The sequence below is a fragment of the Streptomyces sp. NPDC087300 genome, from assembly GCF_044744425.1.
Lineage (GTDB): Bacteria > Actinomycetota > Actinomycetes > Streptomycetales > Streptomycetaceae > Streptomyces.
The window spans coordinates 73,113-93,915 of the sequence record NZ_JBIUYI010000015.1 but is presented as its reverse complement, the minus strand read 5'-3'; the positions used below and the strand labels follow the sequence as shown (position 1 = coordinate 93,915).

21 protein-coding genes are annotated in these 20,803 nt (G+C 72.3%); 11 read left to right on the top strand and 10 right to left on the bottom strand.

Features of this window, described 5'->3' with window-relative positions:
• Nucleotides 1-181 precede the first annotated feature (181 nt).
• Nucleotides 182-688, bottom strand: coding sequence for a YbjN domain-containing protein (locus tag ACIO9J_RS40265; RefSeq protein WP_402010292.1), 507 nt, complete (start codon nucleotides 686-688; stop codon nucleotides 182-184).
• Nucleotides 681-2,027: a D-inositol-3-phosphate glycosyltransferase gene (mshA, locus tag ACIO9J_RS40260; protein ID WP_402010367.1), complete on the bottom strand. Its 1,347-nt coding sequence runs from the start codon at nucleotides 2,025-2,027 to the stop codon at nucleotides 681-683. The genes ACIO9J_RS40265 and mshA overlap by 8 nt, the downstream gene beginning before the upstream one ends.
• Before the next feature lie 159 nt (nucleotides 2,028-2,186).
• On the opposite strand from mshA, the gene ACIO9J_RS40255 reads away from it, so the two are divergent.
• From ACIO9J_RS40255 to ACIO9J_RS40245, 3 genes are all read left to right on the top strand, one after another.
• Entirely contained in the window at nucleotides 2,187-2,984 is a 798-nt protein-coding gene (locus ACIO9J_RS40255; protein WP_402010290.1) for a class I SAM-dependent methyltransferase, read from the top strand.
• Nucleotides 2,985-3,334: 350 nt separating this feature from the next.
• Nucleotides 3,335-4,411: an NlpC/P60 family protein gene (locus ACIO9J_RS40250; protein WP_402010288.1), complete on the top strand. Its 1,077-nt coding sequence runs from the start codon at nucleotides 3,335-3,337 to the stop codon at nucleotides 4,409-4,411.
• Between the two features lie 264 nt (nucleotides 4,412-4,675).
• A complete protein-coding gene (locus tag ACIO9J_RS40245; protein ID WP_402010286.1) occupies nucleotides 4,676-6,010 on the top strand; it encodes a PP2C family protein-serine/threonine phosphatase in 1,335 nt (444 codons plus the stop codon).
• A gap of 62 nt (nucleotides 6,011-6,072) precedes the next feature.
• Here the strand turns inward: ACIO9J_RS40245 and ACIO9J_RS40240 are convergent, their stop codons facing one another.
• The 3 genes from ACIO9J_RS40240 to ACIO9J_RS40230 all read right to left on the bottom strand — a co-directional run bounded on the left by ACIO9J_RS40240 (nucleotide 6,073) and on the right by ACIO9J_RS40230 (nucleotide 7,742).
• Nucleotides 6,073-6,405, bottom strand: coding sequence for a DUF2516 family protein (locus ACIO9J_RS40240; protein ID WP_402010284.1), 333 nt, complete (start codon nucleotides 6,403-6,405; stop codon nucleotides 6,073-6,075).
• A 149-nt stretch (nucleotides 6,406-6,554) separates the two neighbouring features.
• The gene (locus ACIO9J_RS40235; RefSeq protein ID WP_402010282.1) at nucleotides 6,555-7,226 is read right to left on the bottom strand and encodes a hypothetical protein; all 672 of its coding nucleotides are present in this window, start codon (nucleotides 7,224-7,226) and stop codon (nucleotides 6,555-6,557) included.
• A gap of 42 nt (nucleotides 7,227-7,268) precedes the next feature.
• A complete protein-coding gene (locus ACIO9J_RS40230) occupies nucleotides 7,269-7,742 on the bottom strand; it encodes a helix-turn-helix domain-containing protein (RefSeq protein WP_402010281.1) in 474 nt (157 codons plus the stop codon).
• Between the two features lie 117 nt (nucleotides 7,743-7,859).
• On the opposite strand from ACIO9J_RS40230, the gene ACIO9J_RS40225 reads away from it, so the two are divergent.
• The 4 genes from ACIO9J_RS40225 (at nucleotide 7,860) to ACIO9J_RS40210 (ending at nucleotide 12,772) form a co-directional block, all read left to right on the top strand.
• Complete coding sequence (locus tag ACIO9J_RS40225) at nucleotides 7,860-8,384, top strand: NUDIX hydrolase (RefSeq protein WP_402010365.1); 525 nt, start codon at nucleotides 7,860-7,862, stop codon at nucleotides 8,382-8,384.
• 64 nt (nucleotides 8,385-8,448) lie between these two features.
• A complete protein-coding gene (locus ACIO9J_RS40220; RefSeq protein WP_402010279.1) occupies nucleotides 8,449-8,898 on the top strand; it encodes a DUF6228 family protein in 450 nt (149 codons plus the stop codon).
• Between the two features lie 219 nt (nucleotides 8,899-9,117).
• Nucleotides 9,118-9,531, top strand: coding sequence for a hypothetical protein (locus ACIO9J_RS40215; protein ID WP_402010278.1), 414 nt, complete (start codon nucleotides 9,118-9,120; stop codon nucleotides 9,529-9,531).
• 79 nt (nucleotides 9,532-9,610) lie between these two features.
• Nucleotides 9,611-12,772: a BTAD domain-containing putative transcriptional regulator gene (locus ACIO9J_RS40210; protein ID WP_402010276.1), complete on the top strand. Its 3,162-nt coding sequence runs from the start codon at nucleotides 9,611-9,613 to the stop codon at nucleotides 12,770-12,772.
• On the opposite strand, the gene ACIO9J_RS40205 is transcribed toward ACIO9J_RS40210, so the two are convergent.
• The 3 genes from ACIO9J_RS40205 to ACIO9J_RS40195 form a co-directional block, all read right to left on the bottom strand.
• Nucleotides 12,756-13,520, bottom strand: a complete 765-nt coding sequence (locus ACIO9J_RS40205; RefSeq protein ID WP_402010274.1) for an ABC transporter permease — start codon at nucleotides 13,518-13,520, stop codon at nucleotides 12,756-12,758. The two genes, ACIO9J_RS40210 and ACIO9J_RS40205, sit on opposite strands and share 17 nt — an antisense overlap.
• Complete coding sequence (locus tag ACIO9J_RS40200) at nucleotides 13,517-14,485, bottom strand: ATP-binding cassette domain-containing protein (protein WP_402010272.1); 969 nt, start codon at nucleotides 14,483-14,485, stop codon at nucleotides 13,517-13,519. The genes ACIO9J_RS40205 and ACIO9J_RS40200 overlap by 4 nt, the downstream gene beginning before the upstream one ends.
• A 119-nt stretch (nucleotides 14,486-14,604) precedes the next feature.
• The gene (locus tag ACIO9J_RS40195; RefSeq protein ID WP_402010270.1) at nucleotides 14,605-14,988 is read right to left on the bottom strand and encodes a winged helix-turn-helix transcriptional regulator; all 384 of its coding nucleotides are present in this window, start codon (nucleotides 14,986-14,988) and stop codon (nucleotides 14,605-14,607) included.
• A 101-nt stretch (nucleotides 14,989-15,089) separates the two neighbouring features.
• On the opposite strand from ACIO9J_RS40195, the gene ACIO9J_RS40190 reads away from it, so the two are divergent.
• The 3 genes from ACIO9J_RS40190 (at nucleotide 15,090) to ACIO9J_RS40180 (ending at nucleotide 16,986) form a co-directional block, all read left to right on the top strand.
• Nucleotides 15,090-15,491, top strand: coding sequence for a Rid family hydrolase (locus ACIO9J_RS40190; protein ID WP_402010269.1), 402 nt, complete (start codon nucleotides 15,090-15,092; stop codon nucleotides 15,489-15,491).
• Between the two features lie 20 nt (nucleotides 15,492-15,511).
• Nucleotides 15,512-15,940 (top strand): helix-turn-helix transcriptional regulator, encoded by a 429-nt coding sequence (locus tag ACIO9J_RS40185; protein ID WP_402010267.1) that lies wholly within the window; start codon nucleotides 15,512-15,514, stop codon nucleotides 15,938-15,940.
• A 164-nt stretch (nucleotides 15,941-16,104) separates the two neighbouring features.
• A complete protein-coding gene (locus ACIO9J_RS40180; RefSeq protein ID WP_402010265.1) occupies nucleotides 16,105-16,986 on the top strand; it encodes an alpha/beta fold hydrolase in 882 nt (293 codons plus the stop codon).
• A 30-nt stretch (nucleotides 16,987-17,016) separates the two neighbouring features.
• Here the strand turns inward: ACIO9J_RS40180 and ACIO9J_RS40175 are convergent, their stop codons facing one another.
• Together ACIO9J_RS40175 and ACIO9J_RS40170 are read right to left on the bottom strand one after the other, a co-directional pair.
• Nucleotides 17,017-18,405 carry a pyridoxal phosphate-dependent decarboxylase family protein gene (locus ACIO9J_RS40175; RefSeq protein WP_402010264.1) on the bottom strand — a complete coding sequence of 463 codons (1,389 nt, stop codon included), beginning with the start codon at nucleotides 18,403-18,405 and terminating at the stop codon, nucleotides 17,017-17,019.
• Between the two features lie 213 nt (nucleotides 18,406-18,618).
• Nucleotides 18,619-19,620: a GlxA family transcriptional regulator gene (locus tag ACIO9J_RS40170; RefSeq protein ID WP_402010263.1), complete on the bottom strand. Its 1,002-nt coding sequence runs from the start codon at nucleotides 19,618-19,620 to the stop codon at nucleotides 18,619-18,621.
• A 111-nt stretch (nucleotides 19,621-19,731) separates the two neighbouring features.
• Here ACIO9J_RS40170 and ACIO9J_RS40165 point away from each other — a divergent pair, with 111 nt between their 5' ends.
• Nucleotides 19,732-20,697 (top strand): NAD(P)-dependent oxidoreductase, encoded by a 966-nt coding sequence (locus tag ACIO9J_RS40165; RefSeq protein WP_402010262.1) that lies wholly within the window; start codon nucleotides 19,732-19,734, stop codon nucleotides 20,695-20,697.
• The last annotated feature ends 106 nt before the right edge of the window (nucleotides 20,698-20,803 follow it).

The following is a 20,803-nucleotide window of genomic DNA, read 5'->3' as shown; positions in this document are numbered from 1 at the left end:
GTGCGGGTCGGTGTTTTCCGTGCCGCCGCTTCGCGGCGGATGCTTTCCCACCCGCCCACCCGGCACTCCGCGCCGGACCGTGCGGGTAGGGGCGGGTGGGTGGGCGTGCCCCGTAGGGGCGCGGGGAACTGCGCGGCCAGCCCCCCACAAACCCGCGGCCGCCAGCCGGCGTAACGCCCCCTCAGCCCCGCGGCTGAGTCAAGTGGGTGAACGCGTCCAGGTTGCGCGTCGACTCGCCGCGCGAGACCCGCCACTCGTACTCCTTGCGGATCGCCGACGCGAAACCGAGCTCCAGGAGCGTGTTGAAGGAGTCGTCCGACGCGGACAGGACCGCGCCGAGCAGCCGGTCCAGCTCCTCGGGGGTGACCGCGGCGAGCGGCAGCTTGCCCGCCAGGTAGATGTCGCCGAGCGAGTCGATCGCGTAACTCACGCCGTACAGACGGAGGTTGCGCTCCAGGAGCCAGCGGTGCACCGCTTCGTGGTTCTCGTCGGGGTGGCGGATCACGAACGCGTTCAGGGAGAGCGAGTGCTTGCCGACGATCATCGACAGGGTCGTGGAGAGCTTGCGGGTGCCCGGCAGCTTCACGACGTACGCGCCGGGCTCGGGGGACTCCCACTCCAGCTCGGCGTCGTCCAGGGTCCGCTCGACCGTCGCCGCGGCGTCCGGGGTCTCTGCCTGCTCAGCCATGGTGCGAGCGTACGTGACGGCGGAAGTCGTGCATGGCTCCGGTGTAGACGTCCGCCGTGGCCGACGCGGCGGTGTCCCAGCCGAAGGACTGCGCGTGCCGGGCGGCGGCCGCGCCCATGCTGTCCACCAGATGGGGGTGGTCGGCGAAATCGCGCAGCACGCGCGCGTAGTGGGCCGGTTCGTGTCCGGAGATGAGGAAGCCGGTGACCTCGTCGCGCACCGCGACGGGCAGCCCGCCCACCGAGGCGGCGAGGACCGGGGTGCCCGCGGCCTGCGCCTCGATGGCCACCAGGCCGAACGACTCGCTGTAGGAGGGCATCACCAGGACCGAGGCCGCGCGGAACCAGTCCGCGAGCTGCTCCTGGCCGACCGGCGGCTGGAAGCGGACCACGTCGGCGATGCCCAGCTTCGCGGCCAGCTTCTGGAGGCCCTCGGGCTTGGCGAGGCCGCTGCCGCTGGGTCCGCCGACGATGGGTACGACGATGTTGGCGCGCAGCGCGGGACGCTCGTCGAGCAGTACGGCGACGGCGCGCAGCAGCACGTCAGGGGCCTTCAGGGGCTGGATGCGGCCCGCGAAGAGCGGGATCAGCGCGTCCTGGGGCAGGCCGAGGCGGTGCCGGGCGGCGGCCCGTCCGTCGGCGGGGCGGAAGCGGTCGAGGTTCACGCCGGGGTGCACGACGGCGACCTTGCCGGGGTCGGCTTCGTAGTGGCGTACGAGTTCGTCGGCCTCTTCGGAGGTGTTGGCGATGAGCCGGTCGGCGGCGCGCACGATCTGCGTCTCGCCGATGACGCGGGCGGCGGGCTCGGGGGTGTCGCCCGTGGCGAGCGCCGCGTTCTTGACCTTGGCCATGGTGTGCATCGCGTGCACCAGGGGGGCGCCCCAGCGCTCGGCGGCCAGCCAGCCGACGTGGCCGCTCAGCCAGTAGTGGGAGTGGACCAGGTCGTAGTAGCCGGGGCGGTGGCCGGCCCAGGCCTGCATGACGCCGTGCGTGAAGGCGCAGAGCTGGGCGGGCAGCTCCTCCTTGGCGAGCCCTTCGTAGGGGCCCGCGTCCACGTGGCGCACCAGGACGCCGGGCGCCAGCTCGACGGCGGGCGGGAGGCCGCCGGTGGTGGCACGGGTGAAGATCTCGACCTCGACGTTGATCGCGGCGAGGCGCTTGGCCAGTTCGACGATGTAGACGTTCATGCCGCCCGCGTCGCCCGTGCCGGGCTGGTGCAGCGGCGAGGTGTGCACGCTGAGCATGGCGACGCGGCGCGGGCGGCGGTTGCCGCCCGGGATGCGGAGCCGTGGGGGTGCCGCCGGGGAGCGACGCCCGAGCCTGGACACGTACTGGCTCACGTGGCGGTCCTCCTTGCGTACGGGCATGACTGAACGGAGGGCGTACGGGTCCTCCGGAGGGGAGAACACCGGAGGACTCGCCTCCATTTCCTCTTCGCCCCTTTTTGCCAAAGCGTTACCCCGCGCGGCACGGCGGCCCGGCCCGCATACCCTTTCCCCATGGCCCCTCGCACCCCCTCTCGCCCCGTGGGATCGGTGACGCGGGGAACCACCAATCCGAACCGGCTGCGCCGCATGGACCGCTGGATCGCCGCCGCCCACGGCGCCGAGCTGCGCCGCCACGCCGACCCCGTCGCCGTCGACCTCGGCTACGGGGCCTCCCCCTGGACGGCCGTCGAGCTGCTGCTCCGGCTGCGCACGGTCGCGCCCCACGCGCGCGTGGTCGGCATCGAGATCGAACCGGCGCGGGTCGCGGCCGCGCGGCCGTACGAGCGCGAGGGCCTCTCCTTCCGGCACGGCGGCTTCGAGGTGCCGCTGCCGGGCAGCCCGGTCCTGATCCGCGCGGCGAACGTGCTGCGCCAGTACGACGAGGAGCAGGTCGGCGCCGTCTGGGAGCGGCTGTGCGGGCGGCTCGCCCCCGGCGGGCTGCTCGTGGAGGGCACCTGCGACGAGATCGGCCGGCGGCACGTGTGGGTCGCGCTCGGGCCCGAGGGGCCGCGCACGGTCACGTTCGCCACCCGGCTCGGCTCCCTGGAGCGGCCTTCCGACCTCGCCGAGCGGCTGCCCAAGGCGCTGATCCACCGGAACGTGCCGGGCGAGCCGGTGCACGCGTTCCTGCGCGACTTCGACCGGGCCTGGGCGGCCGCCGCGCCCTACGCCTCGTACGGCGCACGGCAGCGGTGGATCAGGTCCGTGCGCGACCTGACCGCCGACTGGCCGGTGCTCGACGGGACTTCGCGGTGGCGCCAGGGGGAAGTGACGGTGCGGTGGGAGGCGCTGGCCCCGCGGTCGGGCTGAGCGGCGACGGGTCCGCGGTCGGGCTGAGCGGCGACGGGTCCCCGGTCGGGCTGAGCGCCCACGGGCCGCGTCACGGACGCCCGACCCACCCGAACGGACGCGTCCGACTCCCCCGCGCCGCCCGGGGATTGAACACATGTGCGTGCGCGGAGGACGTGATTCCGCCCGCCCCGCGTGGAACGCATCGCTGTGACCTGCGGGGAACGATCTCCGCGTGCCGAACGTCAGATGTGACGGGTGGGGGGATCGGAGTTGCTGTCGAGCTCTGTCGCATTGAGCGTCGGCATGGCACCATCCCGAAGGCGACCGCATGTTACTGACGGTAAATCAGCTTTGGGGGTGGCAAGGGCGTGACTGGCAAGCGATTTTCGACGGCGACGGCCGTGGCGCTGATCTGCGCGGCGACGGTGCTCACCGCACCGGGGACGGCCTTCGCGCAAGCGGCGGGCGGCCCCGCCGAGCGCCCGCCGAAGAAGCCGACGCCAGGCAACGGCAAGTCCCTGGAGCAGGTCCGCAAGGACATCGAGAAGCTCTACCACGACGCGGGCGTGGCCACCGACGCGTACAACGCGGCCGAGGAGCACGCCGACAAGCAGTCCCGGCAGATCGTGAAGCTGGCCAAGGACATCACCAAGGCCCAGGAGAAGCTGCGGAAGCTGAAGTCCCACGCGGGCGCCGAGGCCCGCGCCCAGTACCGCAACGGAGGGATGCCGCCCGAGGCCCAGATGATGCTCAGCGGCAACCCGAGCCAGTTCCTGGACGGCGCGGGACGCATGCGCGCGGGCCAGAAGGCCACCAAGGGGATGCTGACCGAGCTGGAGCGGACCGAGGAAGACCTGCGGATCTACGCCAAGGACGCCACCTCCCGCTGGAAGAAGCTGGAGGCCAACCGCAAGTCGAAGGCCGCCTCCAAGAAGAAGATCAAGCAGAAGATCGCGGACGCCGAGAAGCTCGAATCGCGCCTGGAGAAGGACGAGCGCGAGCGGCTGCGCAAGCTGGAGGAGGAGGCCGCCCTCAAGAAGCAGTCGGCCTGGGTGAGTTCGGGCGTCCTGAAGGACATCGACGGCAAGGCGTCCCCGCAGGGCAAGAAGGCCATCGCGTTCGCCACCGCCCAGATCGGCAAGCCGTACGTGTGGGGCGCCGAGGGCCCGGGGTCGTACGACTGCTCGGGGCTCACCTCCAAGGCGTGGGCCGCGGCGGGCAAGGGCATTCCGCGCACCTCGCAGGAGCAGTGGAAGCAGCTGCCGCGCGTCGACATCGAGAACATGCGCCCCGGCGACCTGATCATCTACCACTCGGACGCGAGCCACGTCGGGATGTATCTGGGCGACGGCGCGATCGTGCACGCGCCCCGACCCGGCCGCGACGTGACCATCACGGGGGCCGGATCCATGCGGATCCTCGGGGTCGTACGGCCCGACAAGTAGCCACCGGGCGGCTCCAGGGGCCGGGGCGCCCGCCCCGGTGTGACCCACCCCACGCCCCGGCCCCCCGCTCAACCCCCGCGACGTGATGTTCGTCATCCCTCACGGGACCGTGCCGTGCCCAATTGCGTTCCTGGATGCGGCATATGACGGTGGCCGTTTTCCGTGCGCCATTCCAATGGAGGCGCGGCTACCGCTAAGGTCCCCGTCGGTGCCGCGTCGACCTGCGTGGCACCACGCCCTCGGGGGGAGGGAAGGAACCAAGCGATGCCCGTACCCATACCGCGGCAGAGAGCAGTCCCGGCCGCGGAAGGCGGTCAGGCTCATGCGGCGCCCCACGACCAGGCGCACGCGGCGCCCCACGACACGGCGGCACCCGCCCATGACACGACCGGCGCAGGAAACGGCAGCGGCAACGGCTCCGGACTCAGCCTCCTGGTGATCGAGGACGATCCGGCGGGGTCACTGGGCGTTCCCGAACTGCTCGACCCCGCGGGCAAGCCCGTCCGCATCCGCACCGCCCGCAACCTCACCGAGGCCGAGCGGCTGCTCACCGACGACGTGCACTGCATCCTGCTCGACCTGGCCCTCACCGCCCCCGGCGGCGCCGAGGCGGACGACGACGAACTCGTCGTCCTCAAGCACGTGCTGCGGCTCGCGCCCCGGCACGCCGTCCTGGCGCTCACCGGGGACGGCGACGCCGAGCGCGGCGCCGAGGCCGTGCGGGTCGGCGCCCAGGACTACCTCTTCCGCGACGAGCTGGACGCGCGCCTGCTGAGCCGCGCCATCCGCTACGCGGTGGAACGCAAGCGCTCCGACGCCGCCCAGCGCCAGCTCACCGAGTCCCGCCTGCACGCCCAGGAGAACGCCCGCCTGGAGCGCGGCCTGCTCCCGACGCCGCTCCTGGAGGGCTCACCGCTGCGGTTCGCCGCGCGCTACCGCCCCGGGCGCTCGCGCGCGCTGCTCGGCGGCGACTTCTACGACACGGTGCGCACGCCCGACGGCTCCGTACACGTCATGATCGGCGACGTCTGCGGGCACGGGCCCGACGAGGCGGCGCTCGGCGTGGAGCTGCGGATCGCCTGGCGGGCGCTGACCTTCGCGGGGCTCTGCGGCGACGAGCTGCTCTCCACCCTGCAGAAGGTCCTCGAACACGAGCGCGCGGACGACGAGATCTTCGCGACGCTCTGCACGGTAGACATCGCGCCGGACGGCCGTAGGGCCGGACTGTGCCTGGCCGGGCACCCCTCGCCGCTGATCGCGCGCGAGGGCCGGCTCGCGGACCTCCTGCCGTACGAGGACAGCGGCCCGGCCCTCGGCCTGCTGCCGCGCGCCCGCTGGCCGCGCAAGCAGGTGGAGCTCGGCGGGAAGTGGAGTCTGATGCTCTACACGGACGGCCTGATCGAGGGCCGGATCGGCCAGGGCAATCAGCGCCTCGGGCAGGAAGGCATGGTGGAGATGGTCCGCCGCCAGATCGCCGAGGGGCTCCAGGGCGACGAACTCCTCGAAGCCGCGGTCAACGAGGTGCGCGACCTCAACGGCGGGGACCTGACGGACGACGTGGCGGTACTGCTGCTCGACCGGGCGCCCGGGGGCCGGTAGATCCGGCCCCGGCGGGGGCGGGGCGGGGGCTACCGGCCGCCGTCCCGGGAGCGGGGCGGAGGCTACCGGCCGCCGTTGTACGGCCCGTAGGGACCGTCGCTGCTGGAGCCGCCGCGGCGGCCGCCGCCACCGGAGATCTGCCGGATCGCGGGCCGCACGTCGACCATGTACACGATCGTCGCGACGAGGCCGATGATCGGCAGGAACGACAGGATCGGGAACAGCAGGTTCACGATGAACGCGAGCCCGAGGATGATCAGCCAGAACGGCTTGGTCTTCTTGTCCGCCGCGCGGTAGGCGTCCTCGCGCCGGACGGCGGCGTCGATGAGCGCGAATCCGCTGAAAACGATCAGGGCCAGCGACAGCAGCCACATCAAGTTCGCGAACCCCTGCATCAGCACAACGTCCACCACCAGTCTCGGCTCAATGATTACGCAGCCACGGTACCCGCTACCCCCTCAACGGGGCGGGCACGCCGTGCGTGCCCGCCCCGTACACACGGGGAACGCGTGTCGAACTCCGTGCCGCGGGGACCTACTTGGACCTACTTGGCGGGCGGCGTGGTCTTCTTCGCCGTCGTCTTGCGGGTCGTCGCGGTCTTCTTCGCGGCCGGCTTCTTCGCCGGGGCGGCGGCCGCGGCCTTGGGCTCGGCGGAGGAGGCGGCGGTCGCGGTGGGCGCCGGGGTGGCGGTGTCGCTGCCGGTGCCGGCAGCAGTAGTCCCCTCCGCGCCCTTCGCGCCCTTCGCGTCCTTCGCAGGCTCGGGGTCGGGCTCGACCGTCTCGGCGATCTCGAAGATGTCCTCGGCGGCCTCGCCGCGCCAGGTCTTCACGACCTGCTCGCCGTGCTCGGCCACCTCGTCGTACTTCTCCCGCGCCTTGACCGCGAACTCGGCCGCGACGCCGACGCCGCGCAGCGCGAAGTCCTGGGCGGTCTCGCCGAGCTTCTTCAGGTCGGTGTCGAGCGTGCCGAGCACCTCGGTGACCTTGGCCTGAAGGGTCTCCTGCGCCTCCTTGGCGCGGGCGGCGGCCTTGTCCTGGACGGCCTTGGTGTCGGTGTTGCGCACCGCGTCGATGCGGGACGGCGCCTCGGCGATCAACTGCTCGACGATGCCGGGCACCTTCTTCGCCTGCTGGATGGCGCGGTCCGCGGACCCGGCGACGAAGTACGCGGGGGTGGGGTTGCTGAGGGTCTTGCGCAGGTCATCGGTGATGGCCATGACGATGGTCCTCCCGGATTCGCGTCAGCTGGTGCAACTTGTTCAACCTGAGGGTGATTGCTTCGCATCGCCGCCGTCAGCCGTGCGGGGGCCTTCAACGGTGTCGGTGTCCTCATCCGCCGCCTCGTACGACGAGGCATCCGCATACGGCTCCGCATACGACGAGGTCTCGAAGCCGTTCTCCTTGCGGAACGACTCGTAGATCTGCAACAGCACTTGTTTCTGGCGCTCGTTGATGGAGGGGTCGGCGAGGATGACGGCGCGCGTCTCCAGCTCGTCCCGCTCCTTCTCGTCGAGGATCCCGGCCCGCACGTACAGCGTCTCGGCGGAGATCCGCAGGGCCTTGGCGACCTGCTGCAACACCTCGGCGCTCGGCTTGCGCAGGCCGCGCTCGATCTGACTCAGATACGGATTGGACACCCCGGCGGCGTCGGCGAGCTGCCGCAACGACAGCTGCGCGTTGCGCCGCTGCTCGCGCAGGTACTCACCGAGATTGCCGACGTTGAGCGATGCCATGCCTCGATGGTGCAGCATCCTTGCTAACTATTGCAAGCGCCTGCTTGCAAAAGTGCGCCATGCCACTCGGGTGGGGCCGGGTGCTCGGTCTCCTGGCTGTCAGTGGCCCCTGCCAAGGTGTGCCGCGTGGACGAACTGGTGGAGCGTGTCGACGGTCGGGATCGTGTGCTGGAGGTGGTCAGCCGACGGGAGGCCGTCCGGGAGGGGTGGCTGCATCGGGTCGCCGTGACCGTGTGCCGTGATGGGCGTGGGCGGATCCTCGTCCACCGGCGGTCGGAGCACCTCTCGCGCTTCCCCGGGCTCTACGAGGTCGAGGTCGGTGGCGCCGCGGGCGTTGGTGAGTCCTATGAGCAGGCCGCCGCGCGCGAGCTGGCCGAGGAGCTGGGGCTTCGCGCGCTGCCGCGCCTGCTGTTCACGTTCCTCAACCGCAGCGGCCTGAGCCCGCACTGGCTCGGCGTCCACGAGGCCGTGGTGCCGGACGCCGTGGTCCCCGATCCCGACGAGGTCGCCTGGTACGGCTGGCTGACCGAGCCGGAGCTCGAATCGGCCCTGCGGGAGTGGCACTTCACGCCCGACAGCCACGAATCCTTCGGCCGGTATCTCGCGTTCCGGGGAGCGCGGCCCTCGGACGGCCGACGCTGAAGTCGACGACGAAGACGATGAATTCGAGTGACGCCGAACCGGACGCCGACCTAGCCTCCCGCCCATGACCACCCCAGACGTCGGCACGGACGACGAGGCCGGCGTGACCGTCCGATGTCAGGACAACGCGTCCGTCGGCGTGACGTTCCGCGACCGGTTCAGCCTCGACGCGGACTCCGTGCACTACGCCGTCGAGCTGCACGCCCCCGGACTGACCGCTCGCGTCGACGAGGTCGTCGCCTGGGTCTGGGACAGCGAACTCGCCGTATTCCTGGAGGGGCTCGCCGCCGATTACCGAGGGTGGGACGGCGAACGGAAGTGGCAGAACGACGACCGCGATCTGGCCGTGTCGGCCGTCTTCCGGTCCGGCGGTCACGTCGGGCTGACCTGGACCCTGCGGCCCTGGACGCACGCCGCGGGCGGCTGGAGTGCCTCGGTGACCACCTGGCTGGAGGCCGGGGAGCAGATGGCCGCGCTGGCGGCCGATGTCCGGGTCTTCCTCGCCGAGGGCTAGGGGCGGGCCTTCGGCCTTCGGTGAACGGCCTCAACTGAGCGCCTAAAGGAACTAGTTGAGCGGGCCGCGCCCCCCGAACGTCGCCGTGTCAGCCCCGCCCTCCCCCGTGTCAGCCCCATGTCAGCCCCCTGACAGACCCCGACGCGATCGTAGAGACATCAACCGGTGAGCAGGGCCGAACACACCACGGCCAGCCACCCCTACCGAGGAGAACCTCACATGTCTCTGCACCTCACCCTCAGCGCCCACGACAAGCTCACCCTCCGCACCGCCGCCTACGGCGCCGTCTCGCTGCTCGCCGCCGCCGATGCCGCCGGATCGCCCCACAAGATCGCCACCCACGGGTCGATCGCCCTGACCTCCGCCACCGGACCCATCGGCCACGTCCTCGGCGAGAAGTCCAAGATCGGCGACCTCAACGGCAAGACCGTCGCCGAACTCGCCGACCGCGTGCTGCCCGCCCTCGCCGAGACCATGCACCTCCTCCAGGACCGCGACCCGGCCGAGGCCGAGAACTTCCGCACCACCATCAACACCGCCATCGACGCCGCCGCCCGTACGTACAAGGGAGAGCCCAGCCCCGTCATGACCGAGATGGCCCGCAAGATCAACGCCGCGCTCGACGCCGCCTGACCGGTGCGCCGCACCGGCGAGGGACAGTCCGTGCCGTCCGGCAGGCTCAACTGCCGGACGGCCGTGGCAAACTCGGCGCGTGCAGATCAGGATGTTGGGTCCATTCGAGGTGCGTACGAACGACGGCGAGCCGGCCGATGTGCCGGGCGCGCGGCTGCGCGGCCTGCTCATCGCCCTCGCGCTCCGGCCGGGACACGCCGTCCCCAAGGCCTCGCTCGTCGACTGGATCTGGGGCGAACATCCGCCCGCCGACGCGACGAACGCGTTGCAGCGCCTGGTCTCCCGGCTGCGCAAGGTACTGCCGGACGGGGCGATCGAGGGGCAGCCGGACGGCTATCGCCTCATCGTGCCGCCCGACGCCGTCGACGCCGTACGGTTCGAACGCCTCCTCGGCGCGGGCCGCTCGCGCGGCGAGGACGCCTCCCGGCGCGCGCCACTGCTGCGCGAGGCGCTCGGGCTCTGGCGGGGCGCCGCGCTTCAGGACGTCGGCCTCCAGGAGAGCGACGCGTTCGACGCCGCCGTCACCCGCCTCGAAGGGCTGCGCCTGGCCGCGACCGAGGAACGCTTCGACGCGGAGGTCGCCCTCGGGCACGGCGTCGAGATACTCACCGAGCTGACCGATCTGGTGGCCGCGCACCCGATGCGGGAACGGCTCGTCGCCTCGCTGATACGTGCCCTGGCCTCGGCCGGACGCGACAGCGAGGCTCTTCAGGTCTACGAGCGGCTGCGCGAGGCGCTCGCCGACGAACTGGGCGCCGACCCCTCCCCCGAACTGTCCGCCCTCCATGTCTCGCTGCTCCGTGGCGAGTTGGGGCGGCGCGAGGAGACCCGTAAGACCAATCTGCGGGCGGAGCTGACCAGTTTCGTCGGCAAGGACGCCGAGGTCACCGCCGTCCGCGAGCTCGTCGCCGAGCACCGGCTCACCACGCTGATCGGCCCCGGCGGCTCGGGCAAGACCAGGCTGGCCACCGAGACGTCCCGCACCCTCCTCGCCGATCTGCCCGACGGGGCCTGGCTGGTGGAGCTCGCCGCGATCGGCGCGGACGGCGACGTGAACGACGTGGCCCAGGTGACGCTCACCGGGCTCGGCCTGCGCGACGCGCTGCTCGGCGCGTCCCTGAACACGGAGCTGACCGACCGGCTCATCACCGCGATCCGCGAGCGCGACGCCCTCCTGGTCCTGGACAACTGCGAGCACGTGATCGAGTCCGCGGCGGTCTTCGCCCACCGGCTGCTCGGCGAGTGCCGCAGGCTGCGGATCCTCGCGACGAGCCGCGAACCCCTCGGCATCACCGGCGAGGCCCTCTGGCCCGTCGAACCGCTCGCCCTGCCCGACGACGCCACGGACCCGGCGGGCATCGAGTCGTCGCCCGCCGTCCGGCTGCTGCGGGACCGGGCGGGGGCGGTGCGCAGGAACCTCGCGGCCGACGCCGGCACGCTGGCGACGATGGTGCGGGTGTGCCGGGCGCTCGACGGAATGCCGCTGGCCATCGAACTGGCCGCGGCGAGCCTGCGCACCCTGACCATCGACCAGCTCGCGGCCCGGCTCGACGACCGCTTCCGCCTGCTCACCAGCGGCAGCCGCACCGCCCTGCCCCGGCACAAGACGCTGCGCGCGGTGGTCGACTGGAGCTGGGAGCTGCTCACCGACGCCGAACGCGCGGTGCTGCGCAGGCTCTCCGTGTTCTCCGGCGGCGCGAGCCCGGAAGCGGCCGAGACGGTCTGCGCGGGCGACGGCGTCGACCCTGCGGAGGTCTACGAGCTGCTCACGGCGCTGACCGAGAAGTCGCTGCTGCGGGCCGACGGCGACGGCGCCCCGCGCTACCGCATGATCGGCACGATCAAGGAGTACGCGGCGGGCCGGCTCGCGGAGGCGGGCGAGACGGAGTCCGCGCGCCACGCCCACCTCGCGCACTTCACCGGCCTCGCCGAGACCGCCGAACCGCATCTGCGCAGGGCCGAGCAGATGGAGTGGCTGGCCCTGCTCGACACCGAGCACGACAACCTGGGCGCGGCGATGCGCGGCGCGCTCGCCGCGGGCGAGGCGCACGGTGCGATGCGGCTGGCGGCGGGCGCCGGCTGGTACTGGTGGCTCAGCGGGCACAGGACCGAGGGCATGGAGCAGCTCACCGCGGCCACCCAGGTGCCGGGCGAGGTGCCCGACGAGATCCGCGCCACCGTCTACGCGCTCCTGGTGAACTTCGTGACCGCGGGCCCCAGTGACGAGCACCAGGCGGCCGAGTGGATCCACAAGGCGTACGAGTTCAGCATGCGCAGCGCGGACAGCGCCGAGCGCCATCCGCTGATCGGCTTCGTCACCCCGCTGGAGCGGATGCTCCAGGAGCCCGGCGCCTTCCTGCCCGCCTTCGAGGAGCTGCTCGACGACGAGGACCCCTGGGCGCGGGCGCTCGCCCGGCTGCACCTGGGCAAGATGCGGATCCTGCTCGGCCACGGCGGCCGCGACGCCGACGCGTACCTGGAGACGGCGCTCGCCGAGTTCCGGGTGCTCGGCGAACGGTTCGGGACCTCGTTCGCGCTGACCGAGCTGGCCGAACGGATCGCCGTACGGGGCGACTTCGCCGGTGCGTGCGCGCATTACGAGGAGGCGATCGCGATCGTCACCGAGGTCGGCGCCACCGAGGACGTCATCGGCATGCGGTCCCGGCAGGCGCTGCTGCACCGGCTCGCCGGTGACAAGGACTCCGCCGTCGCCGCCGTCGCGGAGGCGCAGCGGTACGCGGAGGGCGTGACCTGGCCGGCCGCGCTGGCCCTGCTCGCCCTCTCCAAGGCGCAGCTCGCCCGCTGGGACGGCGAGTCGACCGAGGCGCGCGAACAACTGGGCCGCGCCCAGGAGCTGTTGGGCAAGGAGGCGGACGAGGCGATCATCCGTGTGACGCGGCACGACCTGCTCGGGTATCTCACCGACGACCTCGAGGAGAGCAGGGCGCACCGGGCGGCGGCCTGCGAGGCGGCGACCGAGACCGGGCACGCGCCGGTGATCGCGCAGATGCTCGTGGGGATCGCGGATCTCGCGCTGCGCCGGGGGGAGTACGCGCAGGCGGCCCGGCTGCTCGGGGCGAGCGCGGGCGTCCGCGGGCTGCCCGACCTCTCCCATCCGGACGCGGTCCGCATCGAGGAGGCGGCACGAAACCGCCTCGGTGAAGGGGAGTTCACCGAGGCGGCCGAGGAGGGAGCGGGGACCGGCTGGTCCCGCCTGGTCGAGATCACGCTCGCTTCTTGAACGTGGAGACCGCCCACAGGTAGCCGACGAGGGCGAAGCCGACGCACCAGGCGAGGGTGGCGAGCAGGTCGCCGCCGGACGGGTCGCCCGCGAGGAAGCCGCGCAGCGTCTCGATGATCGGCGTGAAGGGCTGGTACTCCACGAACTGCCTGACCCCGGCGCCCATCGTGTCGGACGGGACGAACGCGCTGCTCAGGAACGGCAGCATGATCAGCGGCACGGTGGCGATGCCCGCCGACTCCGGCGACTTCGCGGCGAGGCCGAGGGCGACGGTGAGCCAGGCGGCGGCGAAGCTGAGCAGCAGTACGACACCGAGCGCGCCGAGCCAGTCCACGGCGCTCGCGCCGGGGTCGAAGCCGAGCAGGAAGGCCGTTCCGACGATGGCCGCGCAGGCCACCAGGCAGCGCACCGTGGTGATGACGACGTGCCCGGTCAGGATGGCGCCGCGGGACACGTCCATGGTCCTGAACCGGTTGATGATCCCCTTGGTCATGTCGTCGTTCACGGACGTCGAGGTGGCCCCGAGCCCGTAACTGACGGCCATCACCAGCAGTCCTGGTGTCGCGTAGTCGATGTAGGCGTCGCCACCGACGTCGAACGCGCCGCCGAAGACCTTGACGAACATCAGCATCATCACGAGCGGGAACAGGATCGCGTTGAACACCGTGACCGGGTTGCGCAGGGTGTGCTTCAGATTGCGGCGCAGCATGATGCCGGCGTCGGTCAGGGACGTGGAGAGGGTGTTCATCGGACGGTCTCCTTCGGGCTCGGGGTGGTGGCGCTAGGGGTGGTGGCGCTCGTACGGTCGGTCAGCGCGAGGAAGACGTCGTCGAGGTCGGGGGTGTGCACGGTCAGTTCGTCCGCCTCGACGCCCGCCGTTTCCAGCCGGTCGAGGAGGGCGCGCAGTTCGCGCTGGGTGCCGTCGCTGGGGATCCGCAGCGAGAGCGTCTCGTCGTCCGTGCCGGACCCGGGCAGTGCCGCGACGGCGGAGCGGTAGGCGTCCTGGCCGGTGAACCGCAGTCGTACGTGTCCGCCCGGGATGAGCCGCTTCAGCTCGTCCGCGGTGCCCTCGGCGGCGATCCTGCCCTCGCTCAACACCGCGATGCGGTCGGCGAGTTCATCGGCCTCGTCGAGGTACTGGGTGGTGAGGAAGATCGTGGTGCCCTCCGCCACCAGCTCGCGGACGATCTGCCACATGGTGCGCCTGCTGCGGGGGTCCAGGCCCGTCGTCGGCTCGTCGAGGAAGATGATCCGCGGGCTGCCGACCAGCGTCATCGCCAGGTCGAGCTTGCGGCGCATGCCGCCGGAGTAGGTGGCCGCCATCTTGTCGGCCGACTCCGTGAGGTCGAACCGCTCCAGCAGTCCCGCGACCACCTGGGCCCCGGAGCGCACCCGCTTCAGGTCCGCCATCAGCCGCAAGTTCTCGCGGCCCGTGAGGAGTTCGTCCACCGCCGCGAACTGTCCGGTGACGCCGATGGCCCCCCGCACCTCCTTGGTGGCGGTGACCACGTCGTGCCCGGCGACGCGCACCGTGCCCGCGTCGGCGTTCAGCAGGGTCGTCAGGATGTTGACCGTCGTCGTCTTGCCCGCGCCGTTGGGGCCGAGCAGGGAGAAGACCGATCCCGCCGCGACATCGAAGTCGATGCCGTCGAGCACGGTCTTGTCGCCGTATGCCTTGCGCAGTCCGGAAACCGCGATCGCCGAAGTTTTCATGCACCGACCATCGCGGCCGGCCCTGACACCCGGCTGTCACGCCCCTGACACGGCCTGACACGGCCGTCCGACGGCCTGACGCGGCCACCGCCCGACGGCCCGCCGCGGCCGGTCGCGGGTCAGCCGTCGAAGCGGCTGCGCGCGTCCTCGATGTGCCCGAGGTGCCGGTGCGTCCAGCCGCACATGGCGTCGACCGTGGCGCGCAGCCCGCGGCCCGCCACGGTGAGCGTGTACTCGACCCGGGGCGGCACGGTCGGGTACACCTTCCTGTCGACCAGGCCGTTGCGCTCCAGCATGCGCAGGTTCTGGGTGAGCATCTTGTGGCTGACGCCCTCGACCTCGTCGCGCAGCTCGCTGAAGCGCAGCGTCCGCTCGCCGAGCGCCTCGACGATCAGGAGCGCCCACTTGTTGGCGACGTCGGAGAAGATCTCGCGCGCCAGGGAGTCGGCGCGCCTGAGGTCCGCGTCCTCGGGCAGGCCCTTGAGCTCATGCTTGGTCACCATCTGGTTCCCCCGTCACCGAAAAGTGCGTTCTTCCAGGTCGGATCAGACTCTCCTACGGTTTCCGAGTAACCACAAGAGAGCACGACGGAAGGGCACACACCATGGCGACCACCGACGTCTACCACCACGGCGTCCAGGCCGAGAGCGACTTCGGCTACGCGCAGGCCGTACGGTCGGGCGGGCTGATCCACGTCTCCGGGCAGCTCGCGCTCGACGCGGCGGGCGCGTTCCGGCACGCGGACGACTTCGCCGCCCAGCTCGGCCTGACGTACGCCAACATCGACAAGGTCCTCGCCCACTACGGCGCCACCAGGAACCAGATCGTCTCCCAGACCCTGTACGTGGTGGACCTGCGGCGGCACGCGACGGCGACGGCCGAGGGCAATCTGGCGTACTTCGGCGCGCACCGGCCCGCGAGCACGGTCGTCGGCGTCACCGAACTGACCTTCCCCGGCCAGGTCGTCGAGATCGCCTGTCTCGTCGATCAGCCGCTGCCCGCCTGAGCGGTCGGTACCGTAGTCGTGTGTCCCTCTCCGACCTCGTCCGGCTGCGGCAGGCCCGCGACCGGATGGACCGCGAATACACGCGGCCGCTGGACGTCCCCGCGCTGGCCAGGGACGCCCTCATGTCGCCCGGCCACTTCTCCCGCAGCTTCCGCGCGGCCTACGGGGAGACGCCGTACAGCTATCTCATGACCCGCAGGATCGAGCGCGCCAAGGCGCTGCTGCGGCGCGGGGACCTGTCGGTGACGGACGTGTGCATGGAGGTGGGGTGTACGTCACTGGGCTCCTTCAGCTCGCGCTTCACCGAGCTGGTCGGCGAGAGCCCCAGCGCGTACCGGGCCCGCGACCACGGGGACGGCGCGGCCGTGCCCGCCTGCGTCGCCAAGATCTACACCAGGCCGGTCAGGAACCCGCGGCCGCCGACCGGTGCGCCGCGGGACCCTTCCTGATAACGTCACCGCTCGTGCGACCGGCCGCGGTCGCGAGAACCGAGGAGGTGAGACCCATCAACGCAGTAACAGGCTGGGTACTCTCCCCCTTCTCGGCGGCGCGGTTCATCTGACTCGGGTGGCCCAGGGAGTGCCCACAGGCATCCCACCGAAAGGCCTCCACCATGTCAGCGTCCTCTTCCTCCACGCGCGCCTCGTCCTCCTCCGCACGTGAGTTCTTCTCCGCCCCCGACGGCACCCGCCTGTCCTACGAGGTCATCGGCGCGGGCCGCCCGCTGATCTGCCTGCCCGGCGGACCGCAGGACTCCGTGTACCTCGGCGACCTCGGCGGCCTCTCCGCGCACCGGCAGCTGATCCGCCTCGACCTGCGCGGCACCGGCCGCTCCGGGCTCCCCGCCGACCTCTCCTCCTGCCGCTGCGACCGGCTCGTCGACGACGTGGCGGCGCTCCGCGACCACCTCGGCCTCGACCGCACGGACGTCCTCGCGCACAGCGCGGGCGCGAACCTCGCTCTCCAGTACCTGGCACGGGACCCCGCCCGCGTCGACAGGCTCGCGCTGATCACGCCGAGCGTCCGCGCCGTCGACATCACGATCACCGCGGAGGACCGGCTGTCGACCGCGCGGCTGCGCGCCGCCGAGCCCTGGTTCCCCGCCGCGTACGAGGCGCTGCGCGAACTCACCCAGGGCCGGGCCACCACCGACACCTGGGCGGCCATCGCCCCCTTCTCGTACGGCCGTTGGGACGCGGCGGCCCGCCGCCACCAGGCGGCCGAGGCCGAGCAGATGAACCCCGAGGTCGTGGCCGCGTTCGGCGCCGAGGGCGCGTTCGACCCCGCCGCGACGCGCGCCGCGCTCGCCCGTTTCGTACGTCCGGTGCTGCTGCTCACCGGAGAGACGGACCTGGGCGCACCGCCGCGCCCGATGAAGGAGCTCAACTCCCTCTTTCCGAAGGGCGAGTTGACCGTTCAGTCCGGTGCGGGGCACTTCCCGTGGCTCGACGATCCGGAGCGGTTCGTGGCGGTCGTGGCGGAGTTCCTGGGGTAGGCGCGGCGCGCTCCCCGTGGGCCGCCGGGGCTACCGGCGGCCGGCGGGGAGCGCCCGGTGGAGGGCTTCGGTGATCCGCTGGACGTCGGACCCCGTCGTACGCCAGTTGCTGAACGCGGCTCGCAGCGCGGGGACTCCGGCGTACACCGTCGGCGTGAGGAAGACGTCGTCGGACACCGCGTCGGCGAGGGCCGCAAGGCGTGCGGCGGTGGGGTCGTCGGCCAGCGTGAAGCAGACGACGTTCAGCCGGACCGGTGCGAGCAGCCGCAGTCCGGGGAGTTCCCCGACGGCGCCGCCCAGCGCGCGGGCGCAGGAGACGCACCGTTCGACGATCTCGCGGTGCCCGTCCCTGCCGTACGCGCGCAGCGTGAACCAGGCCGCGAGCGCCCGCAGTCGGCGCGAGTTCTCCGGGGTCAGGTGCACCAGGTCGGGGCTCTCGCCGAGCGGTCCGAGGTAGGCGGCGGCGTTCTGGAAGACGCGGGCCTGGAGGTCGCGCCGCCGGGTGAACTGCACCGCGCTGTCGTACGGCACGTTCAGCCACTTGTGCAGGTCGACGCAGACCGAGTCGGCGAGTTCGAGACCGTCGACCAGGTGGGCGTGGGCGGGCGAGAGCGCGGCGAAGGCGCCGAACGCGGCGTCCACGTGCAGCCAGAAGTCGTAGCGCTCGCGCAGTGCGGCGATGGCCCGCAGGTCGTCGAAGTCGACGGTGTTGACGGTGCCCGCGTTGGCGACGACCACGCAGGGCCCGTCCGCCGCGCGCAGCGCCTCTTCGAGCGCGGCCGGGTCGACGGCCTCGCGGTCCGGCAGGGTCGCCACCGGGACCAGCGCGGCGCGGCCGATCCCCAGCATCGAGAGGCCCTTGGCGATGCTGGAGTGCGGGCTGCCGGAGAGGACCCGCACCCGGCCGAGCGCGCCCACGCCCTCCTCGGCGACGCTCACCGCGAGCCGCTCCCCCAGCCACTCCCTGGCGACGGCGAGACCGACGGCGTTGGACATGGTGGCGCCGCTGACGAACGCCCCCTCGTGTACGTCGGAGAGCCCGAAGAAGCCGCGCAGCCACGCCACCGTCTCGCGCTCCAGGTGCTGACCGGCCGCGTCCAGCGAGGAGTTGGAGTTCTGGTCGACGGTCGAGGTCAGCCAGTCCCCGGCGAGCGCGGCGGGCGTCACGCCGCCGGTGACGAAGCCGAGGTAGCGCGGGCCCGCGCTGGCGGAGAGCCCCGGCTCCCAGCGCTCGGCGAACTCCGCGAGGGCGGCACGGAATCCGGCCCCCTGCTCGGGCCCCGCCGCGGACCCGGGCACCTGCCGCGCGGGACGCACCGGCTGTTCACCGAGCCCGTCGAGGAGCAGGCCCGCGCGGTGCCGGGTGGCGTCGAGGAGCTGGGGCAGCCGGTCGAGATCGTCGGCGAGCCGGGGATGCATGGGGACTCCGTCCGTGGGTGCGGGGGTCGGCTCCGGGAGCCGGGGCGGGGAGCGGGGCTTGGAGGGAGGGGCGGGGCTTGAGAGAAGGGGGCGGGGCTTGGGTGCGGGGACACGGTAGGCGGGGTGGGGGCCGGGGGGCCTGGTCCAATCCGGGGGAAGTGGACCGGAGGCACGGGCGGCACGGGCCCGTGCCGCCCACGGGCACGGCCTCGCTCAGGCGGCCCGGCGGCTGAAGAAGGAGCGCCGGTAGTCGCCCGGCGCCACCCCGACGTGCTTGAGGAAGTGGTGGCGGAGGTTGTTCGCCGTGCCGAGGCCGCTGAGTTCGGCGATCTTCTCGACCGGCAGATCCGTCGATTCGAGCAGGCTCTGGGCGCGGGCGAGGCGCTGGTTGAGGAGCCACTGGAGCGGTGTCGTGCCGGTGGCGGCCTGGACGCGCCGGTAGAGCGTGCGCGGGCTCATCGCGGCGCGGCGCGCCAGGTCGTCGACGGTGAGCGGCCGGTCCAGGTGCGCGCGGGCCCATTCCAGTACGGGCCCCAGGCCCTCGTCGTCCGTCGCGGGCACGGACAGGTCGATGAACTGGGCCTGACCGCCGGGCCGGTGGGCGGGCACCACCATGCGCCGGGCCAGCTGGTTCGCGACGTGCGCGCCGAGGTCGCGGCGGACCAGGTGCAGACAGAGGTCGAGCCCGGCGGTGAGGCCCGCGCTGGTCAGGACGTCGCCGTCGTCGACGTACAGGACCGAGTCGTCGACGGTCACCTCCGGGTAGCGCGCGGCGAGTTGGGCCGTGTGCATCCAGTGCGCGGTGGCCCTGCGGCCGTCCAGGAGCCCGGCCTCGGCGAGCGCGAAGGCGCCCGTGCACAGCGACACCATCCGGGCCCCCGAGGCATGGGCGCGGCGCAGCGCGTCGGCGAGGCCCGGCGGCAGCGGCCTGCCCTCCTCGACGCAGGGGTCCGGCACGGACGTCACGATGACGGTGTCCGCGCCGACGAGTCCGTCCAGACCGTAGGGCGTACGCAGGGAGAGCCCGATGTCGCCGCGCGCCTCCTCCCCCGTGCCCGGCTCGCGCGTCGAACAGAGCCGCAGGTCGTACCAGTGCTCCGCGAGGTCCGGCTGCGTCTTGCCGAACACCGTGAGCGGAATGCTCAGTTCGTACAGCTCCCAGGACGGGAGCCCTATCTCGTCGGTCACGACCACCGCGACGGATCCAGCGCTCATGCCCCGAGCGTACGAGGAGCTGATCACTCCGCGAGGGCCTGGCGGGATTTTGGTGATCACCGTCATTGCTGTCACTGTTTCGCGCCGCCACCGCCTGCGAGCGTGCTCCTCATGAACGCACACACCAGCACCGCTCCCGTCTCCACCACCGCCACCGCTACCGCCACGGACACCGCCACGGACACCCCGGCCCCCACGCCCGTCACGGTCATCGGCCTCGGCAACATGGGTGCCGCCCTCGCCGCCGCCCTCCTCGACCGCGGCCACCCCACCACCGTCTGGAACCGCAGCCCGGAGAAGGCCAAGGCCCTGGTGGAGCGGGGCGCGCTGCTCGCCGCGAGCCCCGCCGACGCGGTCGCCGCCAGCCCCGTCGTCCTCGCCTGCGTCCTGGACGACGCGGCCCTGCGCGAGATCCTCGACCCGCTCGCGGAGTCCGGCGCGCTCACCGGGAAGTCCCTGGTGAACCTGACCTCCACCTCTCCGGAGGGCGCCGGCGAACTGTCCGCGTGGGCACGTGCGCACGGGCTCGGCCACCTCGACGGCGGGATCATGACGACGCCGGAAGGGGTGGGCAATCCGGAGCTGATGTTCCTCTACAGCGGCTCGGCCGAGGTGTTCACCACGTACCGCCCGGTGCTCGCCGCGCTCGGCGACCCCATCCACCTGGGCACCGAGCCGGGCCTCGCCTCGCTCTACGACACCGCCCTGCTCGGCCTGATGTGGGCGACGTTCACGGGCTGGCTGCACGGCGCGGCCGTGACCGGCGCCGACGGGACGAGCGCCGAGGACTTCACGGCCGTCGCGCTGCGCTGGCTGAACGGCGCCGTCGCCGGTTTCCTCACCCGGTACGCGGGCCAGGTGGACGCGGGGCACTACCCGGGGGACGACGCGACCGTGGACGTACAGATCGCGACGATCGACCACCTCCTCCACGCGGCGGCGGACCGGGGCGTGGACAACGCGCTGCCGCAGCTCCTGAAGGCCACCATGGAGCGGGCCGCGGCGGCGGGCCACGGCGGCGACAGCTACGCGAGCGTGATCGAAGTACTGCGCGGGGGCGCTGCCGCCGAACGGTAGAGCGAAGGCATTTTCGGGCGAAATCATCTGGTTTCGTGTGACCGTTCTGCAACAGCCGCCCCGTAGGGACCGATTCTCGGGCCAGGATGGGACGTCAGCACTCTGC

Excerpts from the sequence above, each read along its gene's own strand:
- ACIO9J_RS40215 (WP_402010278.1), top strand. The coding sequence starts at position 9,118 with ATGTCTCTGCACCTCACCCTCAGCGCCCACGACAAGCTCACCCTCCGC.
- ACIO9J_RS40220 (WP_402010279.1), top strand. The coding sequence starts at position 8,449 with ATGACCACCCCAGACGTCGGCACGGACGACGAGGCCGGCGTGACCGTC.
- ACIO9J_RS40180 (WP_402010265.1), top strand. The coding sequence starts at position 16,105 with ATGTCAGCGTCCTCTTCCTCCACGCGCGCCTCGTCCTCCTCCGCACGT.
- ACIO9J_RS40240 (WP_402010284.1), bottom strand. The coding sequence starts at position 6,405 with ATGCAGGGGTTCGCGAACTTGATGTGGCTGCTGTCGCTGGCCCTGATC.
- ACIO9J_RS40255 (WP_402010290.1), top strand. The coding sequence starts at position 2,187 with ATGGCCCCTCGCACCCCCTCTCGCCCCGTGGGATCGGTGACGCGGGGA.
- ACIO9J_RS40230 (WP_402010281.1), bottom strand. The coding sequence starts at position 7,742 with ATGGCATCGCTCAACGTCGGCAATCTCGGTGAGTACCTGCGCGAGCAG.
- ACIO9J_RS40195 (WP_402010270.1), bottom strand. The coding sequence starts at position 14,988 with ATGGTGACCAAGCATGAGCTCAAGGGCCTGCCCGAGGACGCGGACCTC.
- ACIO9J_RS40245 (WP_402010286.1), top strand. The coding sequence starts at position 4,676 with ATGCCCGTACCCATACCGCGGCAGAGAGCAGTCCCGGCCGCGGAAGGC.
- ACIO9J_RS40175 (WP_402010264.1), bottom strand. The coding sequence starts at position 18,405 with ATGCATCCCCGGCTCGCCGACGATCTCGACCGGCTGCCCCAGCTCCTC.
- ACIO9J_RS40170 (WP_402010263.1), bottom strand. The coding sequence starts at position 19,620 with ATGAGCGCTGGATCCGTCGCGGTGGTCGTGACCGACGAGATAGGGCTC.
- ACIO9J_RS40205 (WP_402010274.1), bottom strand. The coding sequence starts at position 13,520 with ATGAACACCCTCTCCACGTCCCTGACCGACGCCGGCATCATGCTGCGC.
- ACIO9J_RS40165 (WP_402010262.1), top strand. The coding sequence starts at position 19,732 with ATGAACGCACACACCAGCACCGCTCCCGTCTCCACCACCGCCACCGCT.
- ACIO9J_RS40265 (WP_402010292.1), bottom strand. The coding sequence starts at position 688 with ATGGCTGAGCAGGCAGAGACCCCGGACGCCGCGGCGACGGTCGAGCGG.
- ACIO9J_RS40200 (WP_402010272.1), bottom strand. The coding sequence starts at position 14,485 with ATGAAAACTTCGGCGATCGCGGTTTCCGGACTGCGCAAGGCATACGGC.
- ACIO9J_RS40235 (WP_402010282.1), bottom strand. The coding sequence starts at position 7,226 with ATGGCCATCACCGATGACCTGCGCAAGACCCTCAGCAACCCCACCCCC.
- ACIO9J_RS40190 (WP_402010269.1), top strand. The coding sequence starts at position 15,090 with ATGGCGACCACCGACGTCTACCACCACGGCGTCCAGGCCGAGAGCGAC.